We start from the raw sequence: 18,715 nt of genomic DNA on the forward strand, positions 1-18,715 counted from the left end.
GACCTATATTTGGACGCACCGTCCAATAGGAGGCCGCGATGCGCTTGATCGAGTCGGGGGACGTACGGCTGGCGCTCTTCGAGGAAGGCGATCCCGGCAATCCGACCATCCTGCTCGTGCACGGCTATCCCGACACCCACCGCGTCTGGGACGAGGTGGCCGAGATCCTGCGCGAACGCTTCCACGTGGTCCGCTACGACGTGCGCGGCGCGGGCCGCTCGACCGCCCCGCGCGACCACCACGACTACGACTTCGACCACCTGGCCGCGGACCTCGTCGCGGTCCTGGAGGCGATCGGCAAGCCGCGGGTGCACCTGGTCGGCCACGACTGGGGCTCGCTGCAGTGCTGGGAGGCCGTCACCCGGCCGCGCGTGCGCGCGCGGGTGGCCTCCTTCACCAGCTTCGGCGGCCCAGGCCTGGACCAGGCCGCCGCCTTCATGCGGTACGGCAAGCGGCGCGAGGTCCTGAGCCAGCTGACCCGATCCTGGTATATCGGCGCTTTCCAGACCCCGGTGCTGCCGGAGCTGGCCTGGCGCAGGCTGATGCCCGCGGCGCTGGCCAGGACGATGCACGGCGAGGGCATCGAGCCCCGCCCCGGCCACCCCGCCGACACCCTGGTCAGGGACGGCCGCAACGGGCTGTGGCTGTACCGGGCCAACATGATGAACCGGATGCGCGTGCCCGGCGACCCCAACGTGGACGTGCCCGTGCAGCTCATCGAGACCACCCGGGACATCTTCGTCGCGCCCGCGCTGCTGGCCTCCGTGGGGCAGTGGGTCCCGCGCTTCTGGCACCGCCGGGTGCCCGCCGGGCACTGGGCGCAGCGCAGCCACCCAGGGGTGGTCGCCCGGATGGTCGCCGAGTTCGCCGACCACCTGGAGGGCGCCCCGGCCGCCAGGGGGCTGCGCAGGGCCCGCGTCGCCGAGGGTAGTAAGGCCTTCGAGGACCGGCTGGTGGTGGTCACCGGCGCGGGCAGCGGGATCGGGCGGGCCACGGCTCGGGCGTTCGCGGCGCACGGGGCCGAGGTGGTCTGCGCCGACCTGGATCCCGCCGCTGCCGCCAGGACCGCCGACGAGATCGTCAAGGATTTCGCCGGTACGGCTCACGCCGTCGAGGTGGACGTGTCGTCCGCCGATCAGATGGAGACTTTTGCAGGAAATATCGCGAAAAATCATGGGGCGCCAGACATTGTCGTGAACAATGCGGGAATCGCGATTGCCGGTGGTTTTCTCGACCACTCGCTCGAAGACTGGCGCAGAACGCTCGACGTGAACCTGTGGGGCGTCATCCACGGCTGCCGGTTGTTCGCCGCCCAGATGGTCGAGCGAGGCGAGGGCGGCCACATCGTCAACATCGCCTCGATGGCCGCCTTCACCCCGTCGCGGCCACTGCCCGCCTACTCCGCCTCCAAGGCGGCGGTGAAGATGCTCAGCGAGTGCCTGCGGGCCGACCTGGCAGGTCAGGGCATCGGAGTCACCGTCATCTGCCCGGGATTCGTCTCCACCGCGATCGCGCGCAACGCCACCTACCGCGGCGCGGAGGTGCGGGAGGCGGCCGTGCGCGGGCTGGCGATGCGCGGGTATCCGCCCGAGCGGGTGGCGGCTCACGTGCTGCGGGCCGTACATCGTAATGAGGCCGTCGTGCCGGTCAACCTGGAAGCTCAGGTGGGATACGCGCTGTCGCGGCTCTCGCCGGGCGCGATGCGCGCCTTCGCGCGGCTGACCGGTACTATCCGCCGGTGATAAATGCGGGCATTACCGGATGGACCGGCATATCGGCGCGGTAAGAAATCCGGAAATTGGAAGGTAACGATCGCGCATTTGGGGGGAAGATGATGCTCGTGTCCTCCCCGCAGACTGACGACGAATACGATTGTGCGCAGTCGAAGCCGCTCCGGCGGCAGCCTACGCAGCGCCGCAGCGCGCGCCGGGTCGAGCGGATGCTCGACGCCTGCGCCGAGCTGCTCGACGAGATCGGCTACGAGGCGCTGTCCACCACCCGCATCGCCGACCGGGCCGGTGTGGCCATCGGGTCGGTCTACCAGTTCTTCCCCGACAAGCGGGCCATCACCCAGGAGCTGACCAGGCGCAACGTGGAGCAGTTCGTCTCCAGGGTGGGCGCCAGGTTCCTGAAGGAGGACTACCGCGGCTGGTGGGAGGCGGTCGACGCGATCATCGACGAGTACGTCGACATGCACCGCTCGGTTCCCGGGTTCCGTAGCCTGCACTTCGGGGACGTGGTCGACCTCAACCTGCTCGACTCCTACTCCGACAACAACACGGTCATCGCCGGGCGGCTGCGCGGGCTGCTGCTGAAGGAGTTCGGGCTGGCCGACAGCCAAGAGCTCGACGTGGCGGTCCTGGTGGCGGTCGAGGCCGGCGACGCGGTGCTCAAGCTGGCCTTCCGCCACAACCCCGACGGCTCGCCCGAGATCATCGAGGCGGCCAAGCAACTGATCAGGGGCTTCCTGTCGCGCCAGCTGCGTTCCTGGTCGCCCAGGGGCGCCTAGCCCGGGCCGTCAGTCGGCCGTGCTGTTCTGCAGCCAGGCGGGCGGCGGCGCGACGGGCAGGCGCTCGTGCTTGCGATGCTGCTTGGTCTCGGGGCTCTGCGCGAACAGGGTCTGCGGCACCTGACCGGAGATCGTCGACTGCTCGCACGGCGCGGGGAACGACACCGGCCGCGCGTGCCGGCTCTCGCGGGCCATCCGGGCGTTCAGCCGCATCTCGGTGGCGTGCAGGCTCCGCTCGGCCGCCTCGACGGCCTCGAACCGGGCCGAGAGATAGCCCGCCACCCCCGGGACAACGGCCGACAGCGCCACAACGCACGCCAGCGTGAAGGTCATGTGCCTGCCCATCACATACCCCTCCCGTCGCCGTCGCGCGAGGCCTATATGCCCCCGGCCCTGCACAGACACGCGGTGTGTGACCAGCCTTGTGCGAAACGTTGCCAAACCCGTGCGGGATCGGCGATGTGCATTGGCCGGGCAAAGCCGTACCAGGCTCGGTAGTCTCGCGGTGTGGCGCATGTTACCCGTGAGCACCTTGATCGCCTGCTCGAGCAGGCACTTCTGGCAGATGACCACAGTTCGCTGGCGCGGCGGCTGGACGAGGTCGCCTCCGGCTACTCGTCGGGTGACGTCTCCAGGGCATCCATTCTGGTGCTGGCCGCCGAGGAGTGGAGGGCGGCCGGACAGCCCGCGCGCGCCATGGACTGCTTCCAGCGCGCAGTGGAGGACGGCGGCGAGGCCGGCATCGATCCGCGGGCCGGCATCGCCGACACGCTGTTCGAGCTGGAGCGCCCTGACGAGGCGCGGGAGGTCATCGAGACGATCCGCGCCGAGGGCGACATCAGGCCCGCGACCGCGCACACGATCGCCGAGACGCTCGTCGCCTACGGCGATCTGCCGGCCGGCCACGAGTGGGCGACGCAGGCCGTCCTGGCCTGCGACGAGGACGATCCCGAGCACCTGGCCCTGCTGCGCACCCGCTACCGCATCCGGGTCGATCTCGGCTTGCCGGAGGACGAGCTCGACGCGCTGGTCTCGTGACCACGGGCCGCTCGGGACGTCGAAAGGGCCGCGACCTGCCGGTCGCGGCCCTTTCGACTGGAAGATCCGCGGGCGGATGGCGCGCCGCGCCCGCGGATGCGATCGCTCAGTGCAGGTGCAGGCCCCCGAGCAGCCTGTCGACGATGCCGGAGGCGGGCTTGCCACCGGGCACGGGCACCGTGGTCTTGATGCCGTCGAGCGCCTTGGGCGCCTGAGGCAGCGTCTGGGTGACGCGGCTCTTGACCGTGTTGACCGGCTCGGGCAGCGAGAGGGGCGCCTTGCCGCCGATCACGCCGGTGGCGTCCGGCAGCTCGTCGATCGCGAGCCTGCCGGGCAGCTCCGCAGCCCCGACCGCAGGCAGACCCGGCTTGCCGGCCGCGGCGAGCCTGGCGGGCATCGCGGGCAGCCCGGGCACGTCAGGCGCCGCGGGCAGCAGGCTCGACACGTTGGGAAGTCCTGCCCTGCCCGGCTTGGTCATGGGCAGCGCGGGCATCCCCGAGGCGGCCGCCACGCCGCCCACATCGGCCACGCTCAGCACCGCGGTGGCCTGGTTGAGGCCCTGCAGGTGCAGCCGCCTGGCCACCTGGTCGGCGGTCGCGGCGGCGCCACCCGGCCTGGTGGCCAGCCTGTCCCCGTAGGTGGTGTCGGCGTGGATGCTGGTGAGCTCCCCGCAGACAGAGGAGACGTCGGCCGGAAGGACCTTGCTCCGGCACGCGTCAGCGGACGCGGGACCCGTCGCCAGCCAGCTCACCCCCGCGGTCAGAGCGGCCAGCGCAAGGATGCACCGGATATTCCGAGATGACACTTCACGTCCCCCTGATCGTTTTCGTGATCCGACGAACGCTGAAGCTAGTCAGCCGCTCAGGGCGCGACATGCCGCTTGCCCGAACGGTGAGCCTTCCTTTGCCCTGGCGCGCGCGTGCCCCGGCGGTCCGAAGATCCGCCGGGGCACGGGGAAACGACAGGTCAGGCTGCGCGCTCGATCGTGAGCTCGTCGTCGCCGAGATCCACCTTGACCTCGTCGCCGTCCACGACCTCGCCCGACAGGACCGCCTTGGCCAGCTTGTCGCCGATGGCCGACTGGACCAGGCGGCGCAGCGGCCGCGCGCCGTACATCGGGTCGTAGCCCGTCATGGCCAGCCAGTCGCGGGCGGCCGGCGTGACCTGGAGCGTCAGCCTCCTGTCGGCCAGCCGGTCGGCCAGGCGCCGCACCTGCAGGTCGACGATCCGCTCCAGCTCCTCGGTGCCGAGCGCGTCGAAGAGGATCACGTCGTCGAGCCGGTTGAGGAACTCCGGCTTGAACGAGGTCCGCACCGCGGCCATCACGGCCTCGCGCTTGGCGCCGTTCTCCAGCTTGGGATCGACCAGGAACTGCGAGCCGATGTTGGAGGTCAGGATCAGGATCGTGTTGCGGAAGTCCACGGTCCGCCCCTGACCGTCCGTCAGCCGCCCGTCGTCCAGCACCTGCAGGAGGATGTCGAAGACCTCGGGGTGCGCCTTCTCCACCTCGTCGAGCAGCACCACGGTGTACGGCCGGCGGCGCACCGCCTCGGTCAGCTGGCCGCCCTCCTCGTAGCCCACGTAGCCGGGCGGGGCGCCGACCAGCCTGGCGACGCTGTGCTTCTCGGAGTACTCGCTCATGTCGATGCGGGTCATCGCCCGCTCGTCGTCGAACAGGAACTCCGCCAGCGCCTTGGCCAGCTCGGTCTTGCCCACACCCGTGGGGCCGAGGAACACGAACGACCCGGTCGGCCTGTCGGGGTCGGCGATGCCGGCGCGGCTGCGCCGTACGGCGTCGGAGACGGCCTGGACGGCCTGGGACTGGCCGATGAGGCGCCGGCCCAGCTCCTCCTCCATCCGCAGCAGCTTGGCCGTCTCGGCCTCGAGCAGGCGTCCCGCGGGGATGCCCGTCCAGGAGGAGATGACCTCGGCGATATCGTCGGCGCCGACCTCCTCCTTGACCATGGCGTTGGCGGGCTGCTCGGCGGCCGAGGCCTCGCGCAGCGCCTGCTCCAGCCGGGGCACGTCGGCGTACATGAGCCTGGAGGCGGCCTCGAAGTCGCCGTCACGCTGGGCGCGCTCGGCCTCGCCGCGGGCCTGGTCGAGCTGCTTCTTCAGCTCACCGACCTTGTTGAGCCCGGCCTTCTCCTGCTCCCACCGGCCGACGAGGGCGTTGAGCTCCTCCTGGCGGTCGGCCAGTTCCTTGCGCAGGCGCTCGAGGCGCTGCACGGAGGCGTCGTCGGTCTCCTTGGAGAGCGCCAGCTCCTCCATCTTCATCCGGTCGACGTTGCGCTGGAGCTGGTCGATCTCGACGGGACGCGAGTCGATCTCCATGCGCAGCCGCGAGGCGGCCTCGTCGACCAGGTCGATGGCCTTGTCGGGCAGGAAACGGCTGGTGATGTAGCGGTCGGACAGCGCGGCGGCCGCCACCAGCGCGCTGTCGGCGATCTGCACCTGGTGGTGGGCCTCGTAGCGGCCCTTCAGCCCGCGCAGGATCGCGATGGTGTCCTCGACCGTGGGCTCGCCCACGTAGACCTGCTGGAAGCGCCGCTCAAGGGCGGGGTCCTTCTCGATGCGCTCGCGGTACTCGTCCAGCGTGGTCGCGCCGATCATGCGCAGCTCGCCGCGGGCCAGCATCGGCTTGAGCATGTTGCCCGCGTCCATCGCGCCCTCGGCGGCTCCCGCGCCGACGACCGTGTGCAGCTCGTCGATGAAGGTGACGACCTGGCCGTCGCTCTCCTTGATCTCGGACAGCACGGCCTTGAGCCGCTCCTCGAACTCGCCGCGGTACTTGGCGCCCGCGACCATCGCCCCGAGGTCCAGGCTGATCAGGCGCTTGTTCTTCAGCGACTCGGGCACGTCGCCCGCCACGATCCGCTGCGCCAGCCCCTCGACGACGGCGGTCTTGCCGACGCCGGGCTCGCCGATGAGCACCGGGTTGTTCTTGGTCCTGCGTGACAGCACCTGGACGACCCGGCGGATCTCGGAGTCACGGCCGATGACCGGGTCGAGCTTGCCCGCGCGGGCCAGCTCGGTCAGGTCGACGCCGTACTTCTCCAGCGCCTGATAGGTGTCCTCGGGCGTCTCGCTGGTGACGCGGGCGTGGCCGCGCACCCTCTCGAACGCGTCGAGCAGCGCCTGCGGCGTGGCCCCCTGCTGCTTGAGCAGCTCCGCCACCTGACCTCCGTCGGTGGCCAGACCCACCAGCAGGTGCTCGGTGGAGACGTAGTCGTCCTCCAGCCGCTGTGCCCGCTGCGCCGCCGTGTTGATCACGGTCAGCAGCTGCCGCGAGCTCGACGGCGCGCTGACCGTGGCCCCCTGTGCCTTCGGCAGCTGCGCGAGCAGCTCCTCGGTGTGCGCGCGTAGCGTTTTCCAGTCGGCGCCGACGGCCTCCAGCAGAGGTACGGCGGTGCCGCCCGTCTGGGAGAGCAGCGTGGTAAGCAGATGGGCCGGGGCGATCTCGGGGTTGCCCTCCGCGGCGGCACGCCGCATGGCCCCCGAGAGAGCCTCCTGGCTCTTCTGGGTGAGCTTTGTGTCCATATGTTCTAGGCCCCCGGTGGAAGCTCGTAACGAATGAGCGCCCTCACCATCCGCATCTCGGCCCTGAGTCGGTGGACCTCCTCACGCAGCCTCAGGGATTCGTTCTCGAGTTCGAGGATCCGCTTGATGCCTGCCAGGTTGATGCCCTCCTCCTGGGACAGGCGCTGGACCTCGCGGAGCATGATGATGTCGCGCGTCGAGTACAGGCGCCCCCGCCCCGCGGTCCGGCCGGGGGAGACCAGGCCGAGGCGGTCGTACTGCCGCAGGGTCTGCGGGTGCAGACCCGACAGCTGCGCGGCCACCGAGATCACGTAGACGGGGGTCTCATCTGAGAGGTCGAAATAGTTGGCGTCCATCGGCTTACTCGCTTCTGGCTCGCTGGATGAGTTCCGCCCGCGGGTCCTCTCCCGCGGCCGCGGTGTTGAACTCCGACAGGAGCTCGCGTGACTTGTCGTCCAGCGTCTTGGGCACGACGACCTCGACACTGGCCAGCAGGTCACCCTTGGTGCCGTCCTTGCGGGTGACACCCCTGCCGCGGATACGGAACGTGCGCCCGTTGGGCGTGCCCGCCGGGATCCGCAGCGTCACCGGCATGCCCTTGAGCGTCGGGACCTTGATCTCGGCCCCGAGCGCGGCCTCGGTGAACGTGACCGGCACGGTGATGGTCAGGTTCTCGCCCGACCTGCCGAACACGGCATGCGCCTTGACGTGCGTCTGGATGTACAGGTCGCCCGCCGGGCCGCCGTTCTCGCCAGGCGCGCCCTTGGCCTTCAGCTTGACGCGCTGGCCGTCGGCCACGCCGGCCGGGATCCGCGCCTGGATGGTGCGGGTGCTCTTGGCCCGGCCGCTGCCCTCGCACACGGGGCAGGGGTCGTCCACGATCAGCCCGCGACCCTTGCAGTCGCGGCACGGCTCGGAGAAGGCGAAGTTGCCCAGGTTACGGCTGGCCGCCCCGGTGCCCTCACAGGTGGGACAGACCCTGGGGGTCGTGCCCGCCTTGGCGCCGGTGCCGCTGCACCCGGTGCAGGCGGCGGAGCTGGTCAGCCTGAGCGACACCGTGCTGCCCTCGACCGCCTCGGTGAAGTTGAGCGTGACCTCGGACTCGATGTCCTGCCCGCGGCGCGGCCTGGTGGTCGCGCCGGTGGTACGGGTCTGGCCGCGGTTGAACAGGCCGCCGAACAGGTCGCCGAGGCGCTCTCCCGCGCCCCCGCTGCTCTGCTGGCCCGCCGTACCGCCGAACAGGTCGCCGAAGTCGAACGGGAATCCGCCACCGCCGGGCCGCTGGCCTCCGACGCCCGAGCCGAACAGGGTGCGCGCCTCGTCGTACTCCTTGCGGCGCTTGCTGTCGGACAGGACGTCGTAGGCCTCGGAGACCTCTTTGAACTTGGTCTCCTTGGCGGTGTCACCCGGGTTCGTGTCCGGGTGGTACTGCCTGGCCAGCTTCCGGTACGCCTTCTTGATCTCTTCGGCGGTGGCGGTCTTGGGCACACCAAGGACGGCGTAGTAGTCCTTCTCCAGGTAGTCCTTGGTGCTCATCTATGGCCCTTCGTCCTAGTTCTCGTCGTCATCCGCAGACGCGGGGGATGCGTCGCGGTCGGATTCCTCGGCCGGCTCGGAGGGCTCGGCGACCGCCACCCGCGCCGGGCGCAGGACCCGTTCGCCGATCCGGTAGCCGGGCTGGAGCACCTCGATCGCGGTGGGCTCGGTCACGTCGGGCGAGTAGCTGTGCATCAGCGCCTCGTGGACGGTCGGGTCGAACGGGTCGCCCTTCTGTCCGAACGCGGTGAGCCCGAGCTTGGTGACGACCGCTTCCAGTGACTCTGCCACCTTCGCGAAGCCGCCGGTCAGCTCTCCGTGGTCGCGAGCCCTGCCGATGTCGTCGAGCACGGGCAGGAGCTCGGCCAGCGTGCCGGCCACCGCCTGCTCGCGCATCGAGACCCGATCGCGGTCGACCCGCCTGCGGTAGTTGGTGTATTCGGCCTGGAGCCGCTGCAGGTCCGCGGTCCGCTCGGCGAGCAGGTCGCCGTCCACCGGCGCCTCCTCAGCCTGGGGGGCCGGGGCCTCCTGGGTGGCGGAGGCCCCACGCACCTGCCCCGTTTCCGGGTCGATCTTGCGGTTGTCGCGGATCACCGGCTCCTCTTGCCCGTTATCACGCGGCGGCATCACTGGTCCTTCTTCGGCTGGTCTTCGTCGACGATCTCGGCCTCGACCACGTCCTCGTCGGCCTTGGCCTGCTCACCCTCCGGACCGGGCTGGCCCTGAGCGGCCTGCTCCTGTCCCTGGCTCTGGGCGTAGATCGCCGAACCCATCTTCTGGCTGACGGTGGCGAGCTTCTCGGCGCTGGTGCGGATGGCGTCCGTGTCGGTGCCCTCCAGCGCGTTCTTCAGCTCGGAGAGCGCGTCGTTGACCTCGGTCTTGATGTCGCCCGGGACCTTGTCGTCGTTCTCGCGGAGGAACTTCTCCGTCTGGTAGGCCAGACCGTCCGCGTTGTTGCGGACCTCGGCCTCCTCGCGGCGCTTCTTGTCCTCCTCGGCGTACGACTCGGCCTCGCGCATCATGCGCTCGATGTCGTCCTTCGGCAGCGCGGAGCCGCCGGTGATCGTCATCGTCTGCTCCTTGCCCGTGCCCAGGTCCTTGGCGGAGACGTTGACGATGCCGTTGGCGTCGATGTCGAAGGTGACCTCGATCTGCGGGATGCCGCGCGGCGCCGGCGCGATGCCGGTCAGCTCGAAGGTGGCCAGCTTCTTGTTGTACGAGGCGATCTCGCGCTCGCCCTGGTAGACCTGGATCTGCACCGACGGCTGGTTGTCCTCGGCCGTGGTGAAGACCTCCGACCGCTTGGTCGGGATGGTCGTGTTGCGCTCGATGATCTTGGTGAAGATGCCGCCCTTGGTCTCGATGCCCAGCGACAGCGGGGTCACGTCGAGCAGCAGGACGTCCTTGACCTCACCCTTGAGCACACCGGCCTGCAGCGCGGCGCCGATGGCGACGACCTCGTCCGGGTTGACGCCCTTGTTGGGCTCCTTGCCGCCGGTCAGCTCCTTGACGAGCTCGGAGACGGCGGGCATGCGGGTCGAGCCGCCGACGAGCACCACGTGGGCGATGTCGGCGACCTTGATGCCGGCGTCCTTGATGACCTGGTGGAACGGGCCCTTGGTCCGCTCGAGCAGGTCGGCCGTCAGCCGCTGGAACTCGGCCCTGGTGAGCTTCTCGTCCAGGTGCAGCGGGCCCTCGGAGGACGCGGTGATGTAGGGCAGGTTGATGTTGGTCTCGGCCTGGCTGGACAGCTCGATCTTGGCCTTCTCCGCCGCCTCACGCAGGCGCTGGAGGGCCATCTTGTCCTTGGCCAGGTCGACGCCGTGCGCGTTCTGGAAGCGCTTGACGAGCTCGTCGACGACGCGCTGGTCCCAGTCGTCGCCGCCGAGGTGGTTGTCGCCGGAGGTGGCCTTGACCTCCACGAAGCCGTGCCCGTCCTCCTGGCCGACGTCCAGCAGGGACACGTCGAACGTGCCGCCACCGAGGTCGAAGACCAGGATCGTCTGGTCCTTCTCCTTGTCGAGGCCGTAGGCGAGGGCCGCCGCGGTCGGCTCGTTGATGATGCGGAGCACGTTGAGGCCCGCGACCGTGCCGGCCTCCTTGGTGGCCTGGCGCTGGGCGTCGTTGAAGTACGCCGGAACGGTGACCACCGCGTCGGTGATCTTCTCGCCCAGGTAGGCCTCGGCGTCCTGCTTGAGCTTCTGCAGCACGAAGGCGCTGATCTGCTGCGGGGAGAACTTCTTGCCGTCGATCTCCTGGGACCAGTTGGTGCCCATCTCCCGCTTGACGGAGCGGATGGTCCGGTCCACGTTGGTGACGGCCTGGCGCTTGGCGACCTCGCCGACCAGGACTTCGCCGTTCTTCGCGAAGGCGACCACGGACGGCGTGGTCCGCGAGCCCTGCGCGTTGGCGATGACGGTGGGCTCACCGCCCTCGAGGATCGAGACGACGGAGTTGGTCGTCCCAAGGTCGATACCTACCGCACGTGCCATGAGTACGTCCTTGTAGTCAAAGTTGAGTCGGTCAGACTCAACCTACGAATGCCAGGGTCATCTGTCAAACGAGTTGAGCCTACTCGACTCAACCCGCCTGAGTGCTCCGACATTCCCGGCTACGTGGACTTATTTCTGCTTGCCTCCGTCGACGAGCTTGCGGTGGCCGAGCGGGGACTTGAGCTTCACGATCGTGGTCTTCTGGATGGCGATCATGATGCAGGAGACGTTCTTGGACTTGGCGCCCTCGTAGATCGTGAGGGTCACGCGCCTGGCGGTCTCCGTGACCTTGACGTGGTCCAGCACGGTGCACGGGGCCACCCCCGACCACCAGGTGAGCTTGATGTCACGGCCCTTCGCGACCGCCTTCTCCCAGGGGACCTTGTGGGGGTTGATCGTGTGCCCGACGGGCTTGACCGGCTGCGGGGCCTTGGTGGGGGAGGTCGTCACCGGGCTCACGGCAGCGGGGGTCTGCGGGGCCTGGGCCGAGGTCTTCGTCGCGGCGGGCGCGCCTCCGCAGCCCGCCGCGATCAGACATCCGGCCATGAGGGTCGCCGTCGCTGTGATAGTCCGCATATCGATAGGACGAACGAGATGGTCGCCAGGTTCAAGTTAGGCTTGGCATGTGCTGCGTGAGGCCTTGCTGGCCATCTCTAAGAGCAGGCGCGCGGAGCGCCTGATCTCCACCTCACCGCTGACCCGCGACGTGGTCAGGCGCTACGTGGCCGACGACATCGGCGCCGTGGTGCCCGAGCTCACCCGGCGCGGGCTGCTGGTCACCGCTGACCACCTGGGTGAGGAGGTGCGCGACAGGGCGGAGGCCGAGCGGGTCGTCCGGGCCTACGTGGACCTGCTCGACCGGCTGCCCGCCGGCGCCGACGTCTCGGTCAAGCTCACCGCGCTCGGGCTGCGGATGTCGGAACAGCTCGCGCTCGACAACGCGGCCACGATCTGCGAGGCGGTCGCCGAGCGCGGGATCACGCTGACGCTCGACGCCGAGGAGCACGACACGCTCGCGAGCCAGCACTCCGCGCACGCCACGCTGCGCAAGGAGTATCCCGACGTGGGCATCGTCGTGCAGGCCTACCTGCGCGAGGCCGAGGAGCGCTGCCGCCGGCTCGAGGGGGCCCGGGTCCGCCTGTGCAAGGGTGCCTACACCGCCCCCGGGGCATTCCTGTCGGTCAGGGACATCGACCGTTCCTACGCCCGCTGCCTGCGCGTGCTCATGTCCGGCACCGCCTACCCGATGGTCGCCACGCACGACCCGCGCCTGATCGAGATCGCCTCGGCGCTGGCCGTCCTGCACGGCCGCGAGCCGTCCGGCTTCGAGTTCCAGATGCTGTACGGCGTGCGGCCCGCCGAGCAGGAGCGCCTGGCCGGGCTCGGCAACCAGGTCAGGGTGTACGTCCCCTACGGCGAGGACTGGTATCCGTACCTGATGCGCCGTCTGGCTGAAAGGCCCCGCAACCTGGCCTTCTTCGCCAGGTCCCTGCTGTCGCGGCGGTAGGCTGCCTGCATGATTGCGATCCTCGGCACGGGCAAGATGGGCGAGGCTCTGCTGTCCGGGCTGCTCAGGGCGGGGTTCAAGCCGGGCGACATCCTGGCCACGACCCGCCGTCCCGAGCGGGCGCAGGCGCTCAGTGAGTCGTACGGCGTGCGCACGGTGTCCAACCCGGAGGCCGCCAAGGCCGCCGACACGCTGATCCTGGCGGTCAAGCCGCAGGACATGGCGACCCTGCTGGCGGAGATCGCGCCCTACGTGCCCGCCGACCGGCTCGTCATCACCGCGGCCGCCGGCATCACCACCGCCTTCGTCGAGCAGCGCCTCGGCGTCGAGGTGCCCGTGGTGCGCGTCATGTCCAACACGCCGATCCGCTTCGACGAGGCGATGAGCGTGATCTCGGCCGGGGCGCACGCGGGCGAGGAACACCTGCGGCTCACCGAGGACCTCCTCAAGCCGGTCGGCAAGGTCCTGCGCATCCCTGAGTCCCAGCAGGACGCCGCCACCGCCCTTTCCGGCAGCGGCCCCGCGTACTTCTTCTACCTGGTCGAGGCCATGGTCGACGCGGGCATCCTGCTCGGCATGCCGCGCTCGGCGGCCCTCGACATGGTCACCCAGTCCATCGTCGGCGCCGCGGTGATGCTCCGCGACTCGGGCGAGCACCCGGTCATCCTGCGCGAGGCGGTCACCTCGCCCGGCGGCACCACGATCGCGGCGATCGCCGAGCTCGAACGCCACAGCGTCCGCGCCGCCTTCCTCGCCGCCATCGAAGCCGCCCGCGACCGCGGCCGCGAACTCGCCTCCGGCTAACCCCACCCACCCGCCCAACGGGCACAGAGCACCCCGAAAACCTCACGAAAAGGCCCAGGACACCAGGGCGCCCCCACAGCAAGAACCTCGACGGGTCACCCCCAGGGCGCCGGGTCGGCGGGACGAGGTAGGGCGAAGGCGGCGCCCATCAACGGTGGCCAGCCAAGGGCCGGGCGTGCCACGGTTACGAGGCGTCGTTGCGGCGCGCAACCCCGCATCGCCGGAGGAGCGTCTCCCTGGACGGGGCCCGGCCGAAGTGCGGTGGGTGGCGGGAGGGTGGCTTGCCGTACAGCCGAAAGCCCTGAGAAAGGCTAAGTACCCGACTTGCCGTACTGCGCCGTACAGCCGAAAGACCGTAACTACCCGCCTTGGCGTACGGCCGAAAAGGGTGAGCCATACGATGTTTCGGGTGACGATTCGTCGCGGAGTTCTTCCGCTGCTCGTCTTACTCGCGCTGACCGGATGCTCCTCGGGGCAGCCGTCGAACATCCAGGTGGGCGAGGTGAGGCGCGCTCCCGTGACCGAGGTGGTCGAGGCCCCCGCCACCATCGGCGCCCGCGCGACCGCGACCATGCGTTCCCCCGCGCAGGGCACCGTGAAGCGCCTGTACGTCTCCGAGGGCCAGCACGTCGACAAGGGCCAGATCCTGGCCACGATCAGCTCCCCGCAGGCCAGGGACCAGCTGAAGCAGGCGCGTCAGGCCGCGAAGACCCCGGCCGCCCCGAGCCTGGGCACGCCGGGCTTCCACGTCGCCTCGCTGGACACCAGCGCGTTCGACCGGGCGCTGGGCAAGCAGTTCGAGCGCGCCAGAACAGAAGCCAGGAAGATCGAGGACGCCAGAGCCCGCAAGCAGGTCCTGCACGCCATCGGCGTGGCGCAGGCGCAGCAGCGGGCCCAGTCCAAGGCGCTGGCCGACATCACCGCCCAGCTCGGCCGCTCGATCAGCGGCGCGCTGTCCGGCATGACCAGCGGGCTGGCCGCGTCGATGTCCTCGCTGCAGGCCGCCTCGAAGGGGCAGGCCAAGGCGGCGGTGAAGGTGGCCCAGGGCACGGTCGACGCCCTCACGATCAAGGCCCCGTTCGCCGGAGTGGTCACGCTGGGCCGCGCGTCCGGCGGCGGTGGAGGCGGCACGGGCGGCCTGACGAGCCTGCTGAGCCAGCTGCCCGTCCAGCCGCAGCCGGCGGCGGGCACCGGCACCCAGGTCGCCACGGGCGTCCCGGTGTCGGCGGGCGACGCGATCGTCACGGTCACCGACGTCTCCAGGCTCACCCTGGCGGCCAACGTCGACGAGACCGACGTGTTGCTGGTCAAGCCGGGCACGACGGCCACGGTCGAGCTCGACGCGGTCCCCGGCGCCACCTACCAGGCCGGCGTCACCGGCATCGGCGTCACCCCGATGGAGGGCACCACGGGCGGCGTCAGCTACCCGGTGCAGCTGCGGCTCGGTGGCGGCACGTTCGACGACGGCGGCAAGGCGCCCACCCCGAAGCCGGGCATGAGCGCCGTGACTCGTCTCACCGTCCGCCAGGCCCCCGACGCCGTCGCCGCGCCTGCCTCGGCGATCGTCACCAGCGGCCGCGAGAGCGTGGTCTGGCTCGACAGGAACGGCACGGCGGAGCGGCGCGTGGTCAAGCTGGGCGCCCAGGGCGAGGCGGTGGTGCAGATCACCGAGGGTCTGTCGGTGGGCGACCGCATCGTCGTCAAGGGCGCGGACTCGGTACGGCAAGGCCAGGCCCTGTCGTGACACCGGCGTTGGAGTGCGTCGACGTCATCCGCCGGTACCAGCTCGAAGGCGTCGCCGTGGAGGCGCTCAGGGGCGTGTCGCTGAGCATCGGCCAGGGCGAGTTCGTGGCGATCCTCGGCCCGTCGGGGTCCGGCAAGTCGACCCTGATGCACCTGCTCGGCTGCCTCGACAGGCCCACCTCGGGACATCTCAGGGTCAACGGCGTGGAGATGTCGGGCCTTACCGACACCCAGCTGGCCGAGCTGCGCAACCGCACGATCGGCTTCGTCTTCCAGTCCTTCCACCTCCTGGCCCGCACCTCGGCCCTGGAGAACGTGGCCCTCCCCCTCGTTTATCGCGGAATTTCGCGCAATGAGCGGATAAGTCGGGCGAAGGCGGCGCTGGAGTCCGTGGGGCTGGGCCACCGGATGGAGCATCGGCCCTCCCAGATGTCCGGCGGCGAGCAGCAGCGGGTGGCGATCGCCAGGGCGCTGGTGGGCGAGCCCAAGGTGCTGCTTGCCGACGAGCCCACCGGCAACCTCGACACCGCCAACGGCACCGAGGTGATGGCCATCCTCGACCGGCTCAACTCCGAGCGGGGCGTCGCGGTCGTCCTGGTCACCCACGAGCCGGACGTCGCCGCTCACGCCCGCCGCCAGATCCACGTCCGCGACGGCTTGGTGGAGCTGGACACGGGGGCCGCGGCGTGAGGGGGCGCGAGGCGTTCGGGATGGCGCTGGAGGCGCTGCGGGTCAACCGGATGCGCAGCGCGCTCACCATGCTGGGCGTGATCATCGGAGTGCTCGCCGTCGTCGTGCTGGTCTCGGTGGGGACCGGCGCCAAGGACGCGGTGGAGAAGGAGATCTCTGGCCTGGGCACCAACATCATCCTGGTCGTGCCCGGCCAGCTCAGCGTCGGCGCCGCTCCCACGCAGAGCAGGATGACCCTGGACGACGTGGCCTACCTGCGCCGCGTGGTGGGCGATCCGGCGCGGGTCACCGTATCGCTGCAGTCGGGCGAGACCGTCAGGGTGGGCAGGGCCGAGTCGTTCGCCACGATCGTCGGCACCGACCAGAACCTGACCAACATCTTCGAGCGGCCCGTCGCCAAGGGCCGCCACCTGAGCGAGACCGACGTCGACACCCGGCGGCGGGTGGCCGTGCTCGGCTCGGAGGTGGCCGCGAAGCTCTTCGGCGACCTGGACCCGGTGGGCCGCCAGCTGACGATCGCGGGCGCGCGGTTTCGTGTCGCGGGCGTCTACTCCAAGATCGGGCAGACGTTCGGCGTCTCGCGCGACCAGGAGGTGCACGTCCCCGTCACCACCGCGCAGCGGCTGTTCGGCATCCCGCGCATCAACGGCGTCGCGATCGGGGCCGCGACGCCCGACGAGATCGACTCGCTGCAGGGCCGCGTGGTGGCGGCGCTGCAGACCAGGTATCCGGGGGAGAAGTTCTCCGCCGTCACCCAGACCCAGCTGCTCGGCACCATCGGCAGCGTGCTCGGCATGCTCACGGGCGTGCTCGCCGCGATCGCAGGCATCTCGCTGCTCGTGGGCGGCGTCGGAGTGTCGAACATCATGCTGGTCAGCGTCCGGGAGCGGACCAAGGAGATCGGCCTGCGCAAGGCGCTGGGCGCGCGCCAGCGCGACGTGCTGGTCCAGTTCCTGATCGAGGCGGTGCTGCTGACCACGATCGGCGGGCTGATCGGGATCGTGCTGGGCGTCGGCGGCGCGCTGGCCATCAAGGCGCTCACCCCGGTGCCCGCCTCGATCACCTGGTGGTCGATCACGCTGGCGTTCGGGGTGTCGGCCGCCGTCGGTGTCTTCTTCGGCGTGGCGCCGGCGCGCCGGGCGGGACGGCTGGATCCCGTCATCGCCCTGCGCGCCGAGTGATCAGGCGTCCCGCCGCTGCAGCAGCACCGTGCCCGCGACCAGCGTGACCGCGATCCAGGCGAGGTAGACGGCGTAGCCGCCCCAGGCCTTGCCCGCGTCGGGCGAGGAGATCAGTGTCAGGCCGGCGTTGGTGGTGAAGTTGTCGTGCACGAACCTGCCGACATGCCCCGGGATCGCGTTGGTGAGCTGGGGCAGCACGGTCATCAGGGCGATGGCGGAGACGATCGCGCCCGGCGTGTGCCGGATCAGCGCGCCGAGCGCCAGCCCGAACAGCCCGCAGGCGGTCAGGAACAGCCCGGTGCCGTAGGTCATCCGCAGCACGCCAGGATCCCCGAGCGAGCCGAGGTTCAGGATCGTCATCCCGGTGACCACGGTGACGAAGGCGGAGACCATGGAGACCACCAGCGCGATCGCCGTGAACACCAGGACCTTGGCCGCCAGCAGCTTCGGCCTGACCGGCACCGCGAGCAGCGAGGTGCGGATGCTGCCGGTCCGGTACTCGCCGCTGATCACCAGCACGCCGAGGGTGGCCAGCGACACCGCGGCGAACTGCGTGCCCTGCAGCGACAGGGCGGCGGCGTCCAGCGCGGTCTTCGCGCCGTCGACCTGGTTCCTGGCCGACAGGGTGAGCAGCACGCAGAGGCCGAGCATCAGCAGCGCGGTGATGGCGAGGGTCCAGACCGTGGACCGCACGGACCGGATCTTGGTCCATTCGGATCTGATGACGTCGATCATGCCGAGAACTCCAGGCTGTCCTTGGTGAGCTCCATGTAGGCGGCCTCCAGCGTCGGCTGGACGAGCGTCAGCTCCTCCAGCTCCAGCCCGGCCCTGGCGGTGACCCTGCCGATGTCCAGCGGCGTCATCGAGGTCACCCGCAGGTGGTCGTGGTGCAGCTCGCCCACCCCGATCAGCTGCGCCACCTCCGACAGGCGCGGCGAGCGGATCCTGACGTAGGACTGCGAGCTGCGACCGATGAACTCCTCCATGCCGGTGTCGGCGATCAACCGCCCCTTGCCGATCACGATGAGGTGGTCCGCGGTCTGCGCCATCTCGCTCATCAGGTGGCTGGAGACGAACACGGTCCGCCCCTCGGCCGCCAGCTTGCGCATGAACGTGCGGATCCACAGGATGCCGTCGGGGTCGAGCCCGTTGACCGGCTCGTCGAACATCAGGATCTCCGGATCGCCGAGCAGCGCCGCCGCGATGCCGAGCCGCTGCGCCATGCCCAGCGAGAACCCGCCGATCCGGCGGCCCGCCACGTCGGCCAGCCCGACCTGTTCCAGCACCTCGCCGACCCTGGCCCGGCCCAGGCCGTTGCTCTGCGCGATCGCCAGCAGGTGATTGCGCGCGCTCCTGCCCCCGTGCACGGCCTTGGCGTCGAGCAGCGCCCCCACCTTCCGCAACGGCTGCTTGAGCTGCGCGTACGGCACGCCGTCCACGAGCACGGAGCCGTGGGACGGCCGGTCGAGCCCGAGGATCATGCGCATCGTGGTGGACTTGCCCGCCCCGTTCGGCCCCAGGAACCCCGTCACCACGCCGGGCCGGACGTCGAAGGAGAGATCGGAGACGGCGGTCGTCTTTCCGTAGGTTTTCGTCAGGTTGCTTGCCCGAATCGGGATCATGCCTCAAGCGTCGCGGCGCTCCTGCCGGTTTTCGTCGTGCTGGAGGACCGTTT

The 18,715-nt window shown here is 70.2% G+C and carries 18 protein-coding genes; 8 read left to right on the top strand and 10 right to left on the bottom strand.

Translation table 11 applies throughout. The annotated features are described in order from the left end of the window. Nucleotides 1-38 precede the first annotated feature (38 nt). Both ACIBHX_RS36720 and ACIBHX_RS36725 read left to right on the top strand, forming a co-directional pair. Complete coding sequence (locus ACIBHX_RS36720; RefSeq protein WP_397072035.1) at nucleotides 39-1,742, top strand: SDR family oxidoreductase; 1,704 nt, start codon at nucleotides 39-41, stop codon at nucleotides 1,740-1,742. A 92-nt stretch (nucleotides 1,743-1,834) separates the two neighbouring features. Further along, complete coding sequence (locus ACIBHX_RS36725; RefSeq protein ID WP_397072120.1) at nucleotides 1,835-2,509, top strand: TetR family transcriptional regulator; 675 nt, start codon at nucleotides 1,835-1,837, stop codon at nucleotides 2,507-2,509. A gap of 9 nt (nucleotides 2,510-2,518) precedes the next feature. Here the strand turns inward: ACIBHX_RS36725 and ACIBHX_RS36730 are convergent, their stop codons facing one another. Further along, entirely contained in the window at nucleotides 2,519-2,854 is a 336-nt protein-coding gene (locus ACIBHX_RS36730; protein ID WP_397072036.1) for a hypothetical protein, read from the bottom strand. Between the two features lie 162 nt (nucleotides 2,855-3,016). On the opposite strand from ACIBHX_RS36730, the gene ACIBHX_RS36735 reads away from it, so the two are divergent. Further along, nucleotides 3,017-3,547: a hypothetical protein gene (locus ACIBHX_RS36735; protein ID WP_397072037.1), complete on the top strand. Its 531-nt coding sequence runs from the start codon at nucleotides 3,017-3,019 to the stop codon at nucleotides 3,545-3,547. 106 nt (nucleotides 3,548-3,653) lie between these two features. Here the strand turns inward: ACIBHX_RS36735 and ACIBHX_RS36740 are convergent, their stop codons facing one another. The 7 genes from ACIBHX_RS36740 to ACIBHX_RS36770 all read right to left on the bottom strand — a co-directional run bounded on the left by ACIBHX_RS36740 (nucleotide 3,654) and on the right by ACIBHX_RS36770 (nucleotide 11,691). After that, nucleotides 3,654-4,352, bottom strand: a complete 699-nt coding sequence (locus ACIBHX_RS36740) for a hypothetical protein (protein WP_397072038.1) — start codon at nucleotides 4,350-4,352, stop codon at nucleotides 3,654-3,656. A 161-nt stretch (nucleotides 4,353-4,513) separates the two neighbouring features. After that, nucleotides 4,514-7,087, bottom strand: a complete 2,574-nt coding sequence (gene clpB, locus ACIBHX_RS36745) for an ATP-dependent chaperone ClpB (protein WP_397072039.1) — start codon at nucleotides 7,085-7,087, stop codon at nucleotides 4,514-4,516. Nucleotides 7,088-7,092: 5 nt separating this feature from the next. Then, nucleotides 7,093-7,443, bottom strand: a complete 351-nt coding sequence (locus tag ACIBHX_RS36750; RefSeq protein WP_397072040.1) for a heat shock protein transcriptional repressor HspR — start codon at nucleotides 7,441-7,443, stop codon at nucleotides 7,093-7,095. Between the two features lie 4 nt (nucleotides 7,444-7,447). Then, on the bottom strand, nucleotides 7,448-8,623 hold the full coding sequence (gene dnaJ / locus ACIBHX_RS36755) for a molecular chaperone DnaJ (RefSeq protein ID WP_397072041.1): 1,176 nt from the start codon (nucleotides 8,621-8,623) through the stop codon (nucleotides 7,448-7,450). Between the two features lie 15 nt (nucleotides 8,624-8,638). After that, a complete protein-coding gene (gene grpE / locus ACIBHX_RS36760) occupies nucleotides 8,639-9,250 on the bottom strand; it encodes a nucleotide exchange factor GrpE (protein ID WP_397072042.1) in 612 nt (203 codons plus the stop codon). Continuing rightward, a complete protein-coding gene (gene dnaK, locus ACIBHX_RS36765) occupies nucleotides 9,250-11,115 on the bottom strand; it encodes a molecular chaperone DnaK (protein WP_397072043.1) in 1,866 nt (621 codons plus the stop codon). Before dnaK ends, grpE begins: the two co-directional genes overlap by 1 nt. Before the next feature lie 129 nt (nucleotides 11,116-11,244). Continuing rightward, on the bottom strand, nucleotides 11,245-11,691 hold the full coding sequence (locus tag ACIBHX_RS36770) for a hypothetical protein (RefSeq protein WP_397072044.1): 447 nt from the start codon (nucleotides 11,689-11,691) through the stop codon (nucleotides 11,245-11,247). Nucleotides 11,692-11,740: 49 nt separating this feature from the next. Here ACIBHX_RS36770 and ACIBHX_RS36775 point away from each other — a divergent pair, with 49 nt between their 5' ends. The 5 genes from ACIBHX_RS36775 (at nucleotide 11,741) to ACIBHX_RS36795 (ending at nucleotide 17,040) form a co-directional block, all read left to right on the top strand. Next, nucleotides 11,741-12,622, top strand: a complete 882-nt coding sequence (locus ACIBHX_RS36775; RefSeq protein WP_397072045.1) for a proline dehydrogenase family protein — start codon at nucleotides 11,741-11,743, stop codon at nucleotides 12,620-12,622. A gap of 9 nt (nucleotides 12,623-12,631) precedes the next feature. After that, nucleotides 12,632-13,426: a pyrroline-5-carboxylate reductase gene (gene proC / locus ACIBHX_RS36780; RefSeq protein WP_397072046.1), complete on the top strand. Its 795-nt coding sequence runs from the start codon at nucleotides 12,632-12,634 to the stop codon at nucleotides 13,424-13,426. 409 nt (nucleotides 13,427-13,835) lie between these two features. Continuing rightward, nucleotides 13,836-15,170 (top strand): efflux RND transporter periplasmic adaptor subunit, encoded by a 1,335-nt coding sequence (locus tag ACIBHX_RS36785; protein WP_397072047.1) that lies wholly within the window; start codon nucleotides 13,836-13,838, stop codon nucleotides 15,168-15,170. Further along, entirely contained in the window at nucleotides 15,167-15,859 is a 693-nt protein-coding gene (locus ACIBHX_RS36790) for an ABC transporter ATP-binding protein (protein ID WP_397072048.1), read from the top strand. Before ACIBHX_RS36785 ends, ACIBHX_RS36790 begins: the two co-directional genes overlap by 4 nt. Further along, nucleotides 15,856-17,040, top strand: a complete 1,185-nt coding sequence (locus ACIBHX_RS36795; RefSeq protein ID WP_397072049.1) for an ABC transporter permease — start codon at nucleotides 15,856-15,858, stop codon at nucleotides 17,038-17,040. Before ACIBHX_RS36790 ends, ACIBHX_RS36795 begins: the two co-directional genes overlap by 4 nt. On the opposite strand, the gene ACIBHX_RS36800 is transcribed toward ACIBHX_RS36795, so the two are convergent. Next, on the bottom strand, nucleotides 17,041-17,775 hold the full coding sequence (locus ACIBHX_RS36800) for an ABC transporter permease subunit (protein ID WP_397072050.1): 735 nt from the start codon (nucleotides 17,773-17,775) through the stop codon (nucleotides 17,041-17,043). It abuts the gene before it with no gap. After that, nucleotides 17,772-18,662, bottom strand: a complete 891-nt coding sequence (locus ACIBHX_RS36805) for an ABC transporter ATP-binding protein (RefSeq protein ID WP_397072051.1) — start codon at nucleotides 18,660-18,662, stop codon at nucleotides 17,772-17,774. The genes ACIBHX_RS36800 and ACIBHX_RS36805 overlap by 4 nt, the downstream gene beginning before the upstream one ends. Nucleotides 18,663-18,715 lie beyond the last annotated feature (53 nt).

The organism is Nonomuraea sp. NPDC050536, from assembly GCF_044457685.1.
Lineage (GTDB): Bacteria > Actinomycetota > Actinomycetes > Streptosporangiales > Streptosporangiaceae > Nonomuraea.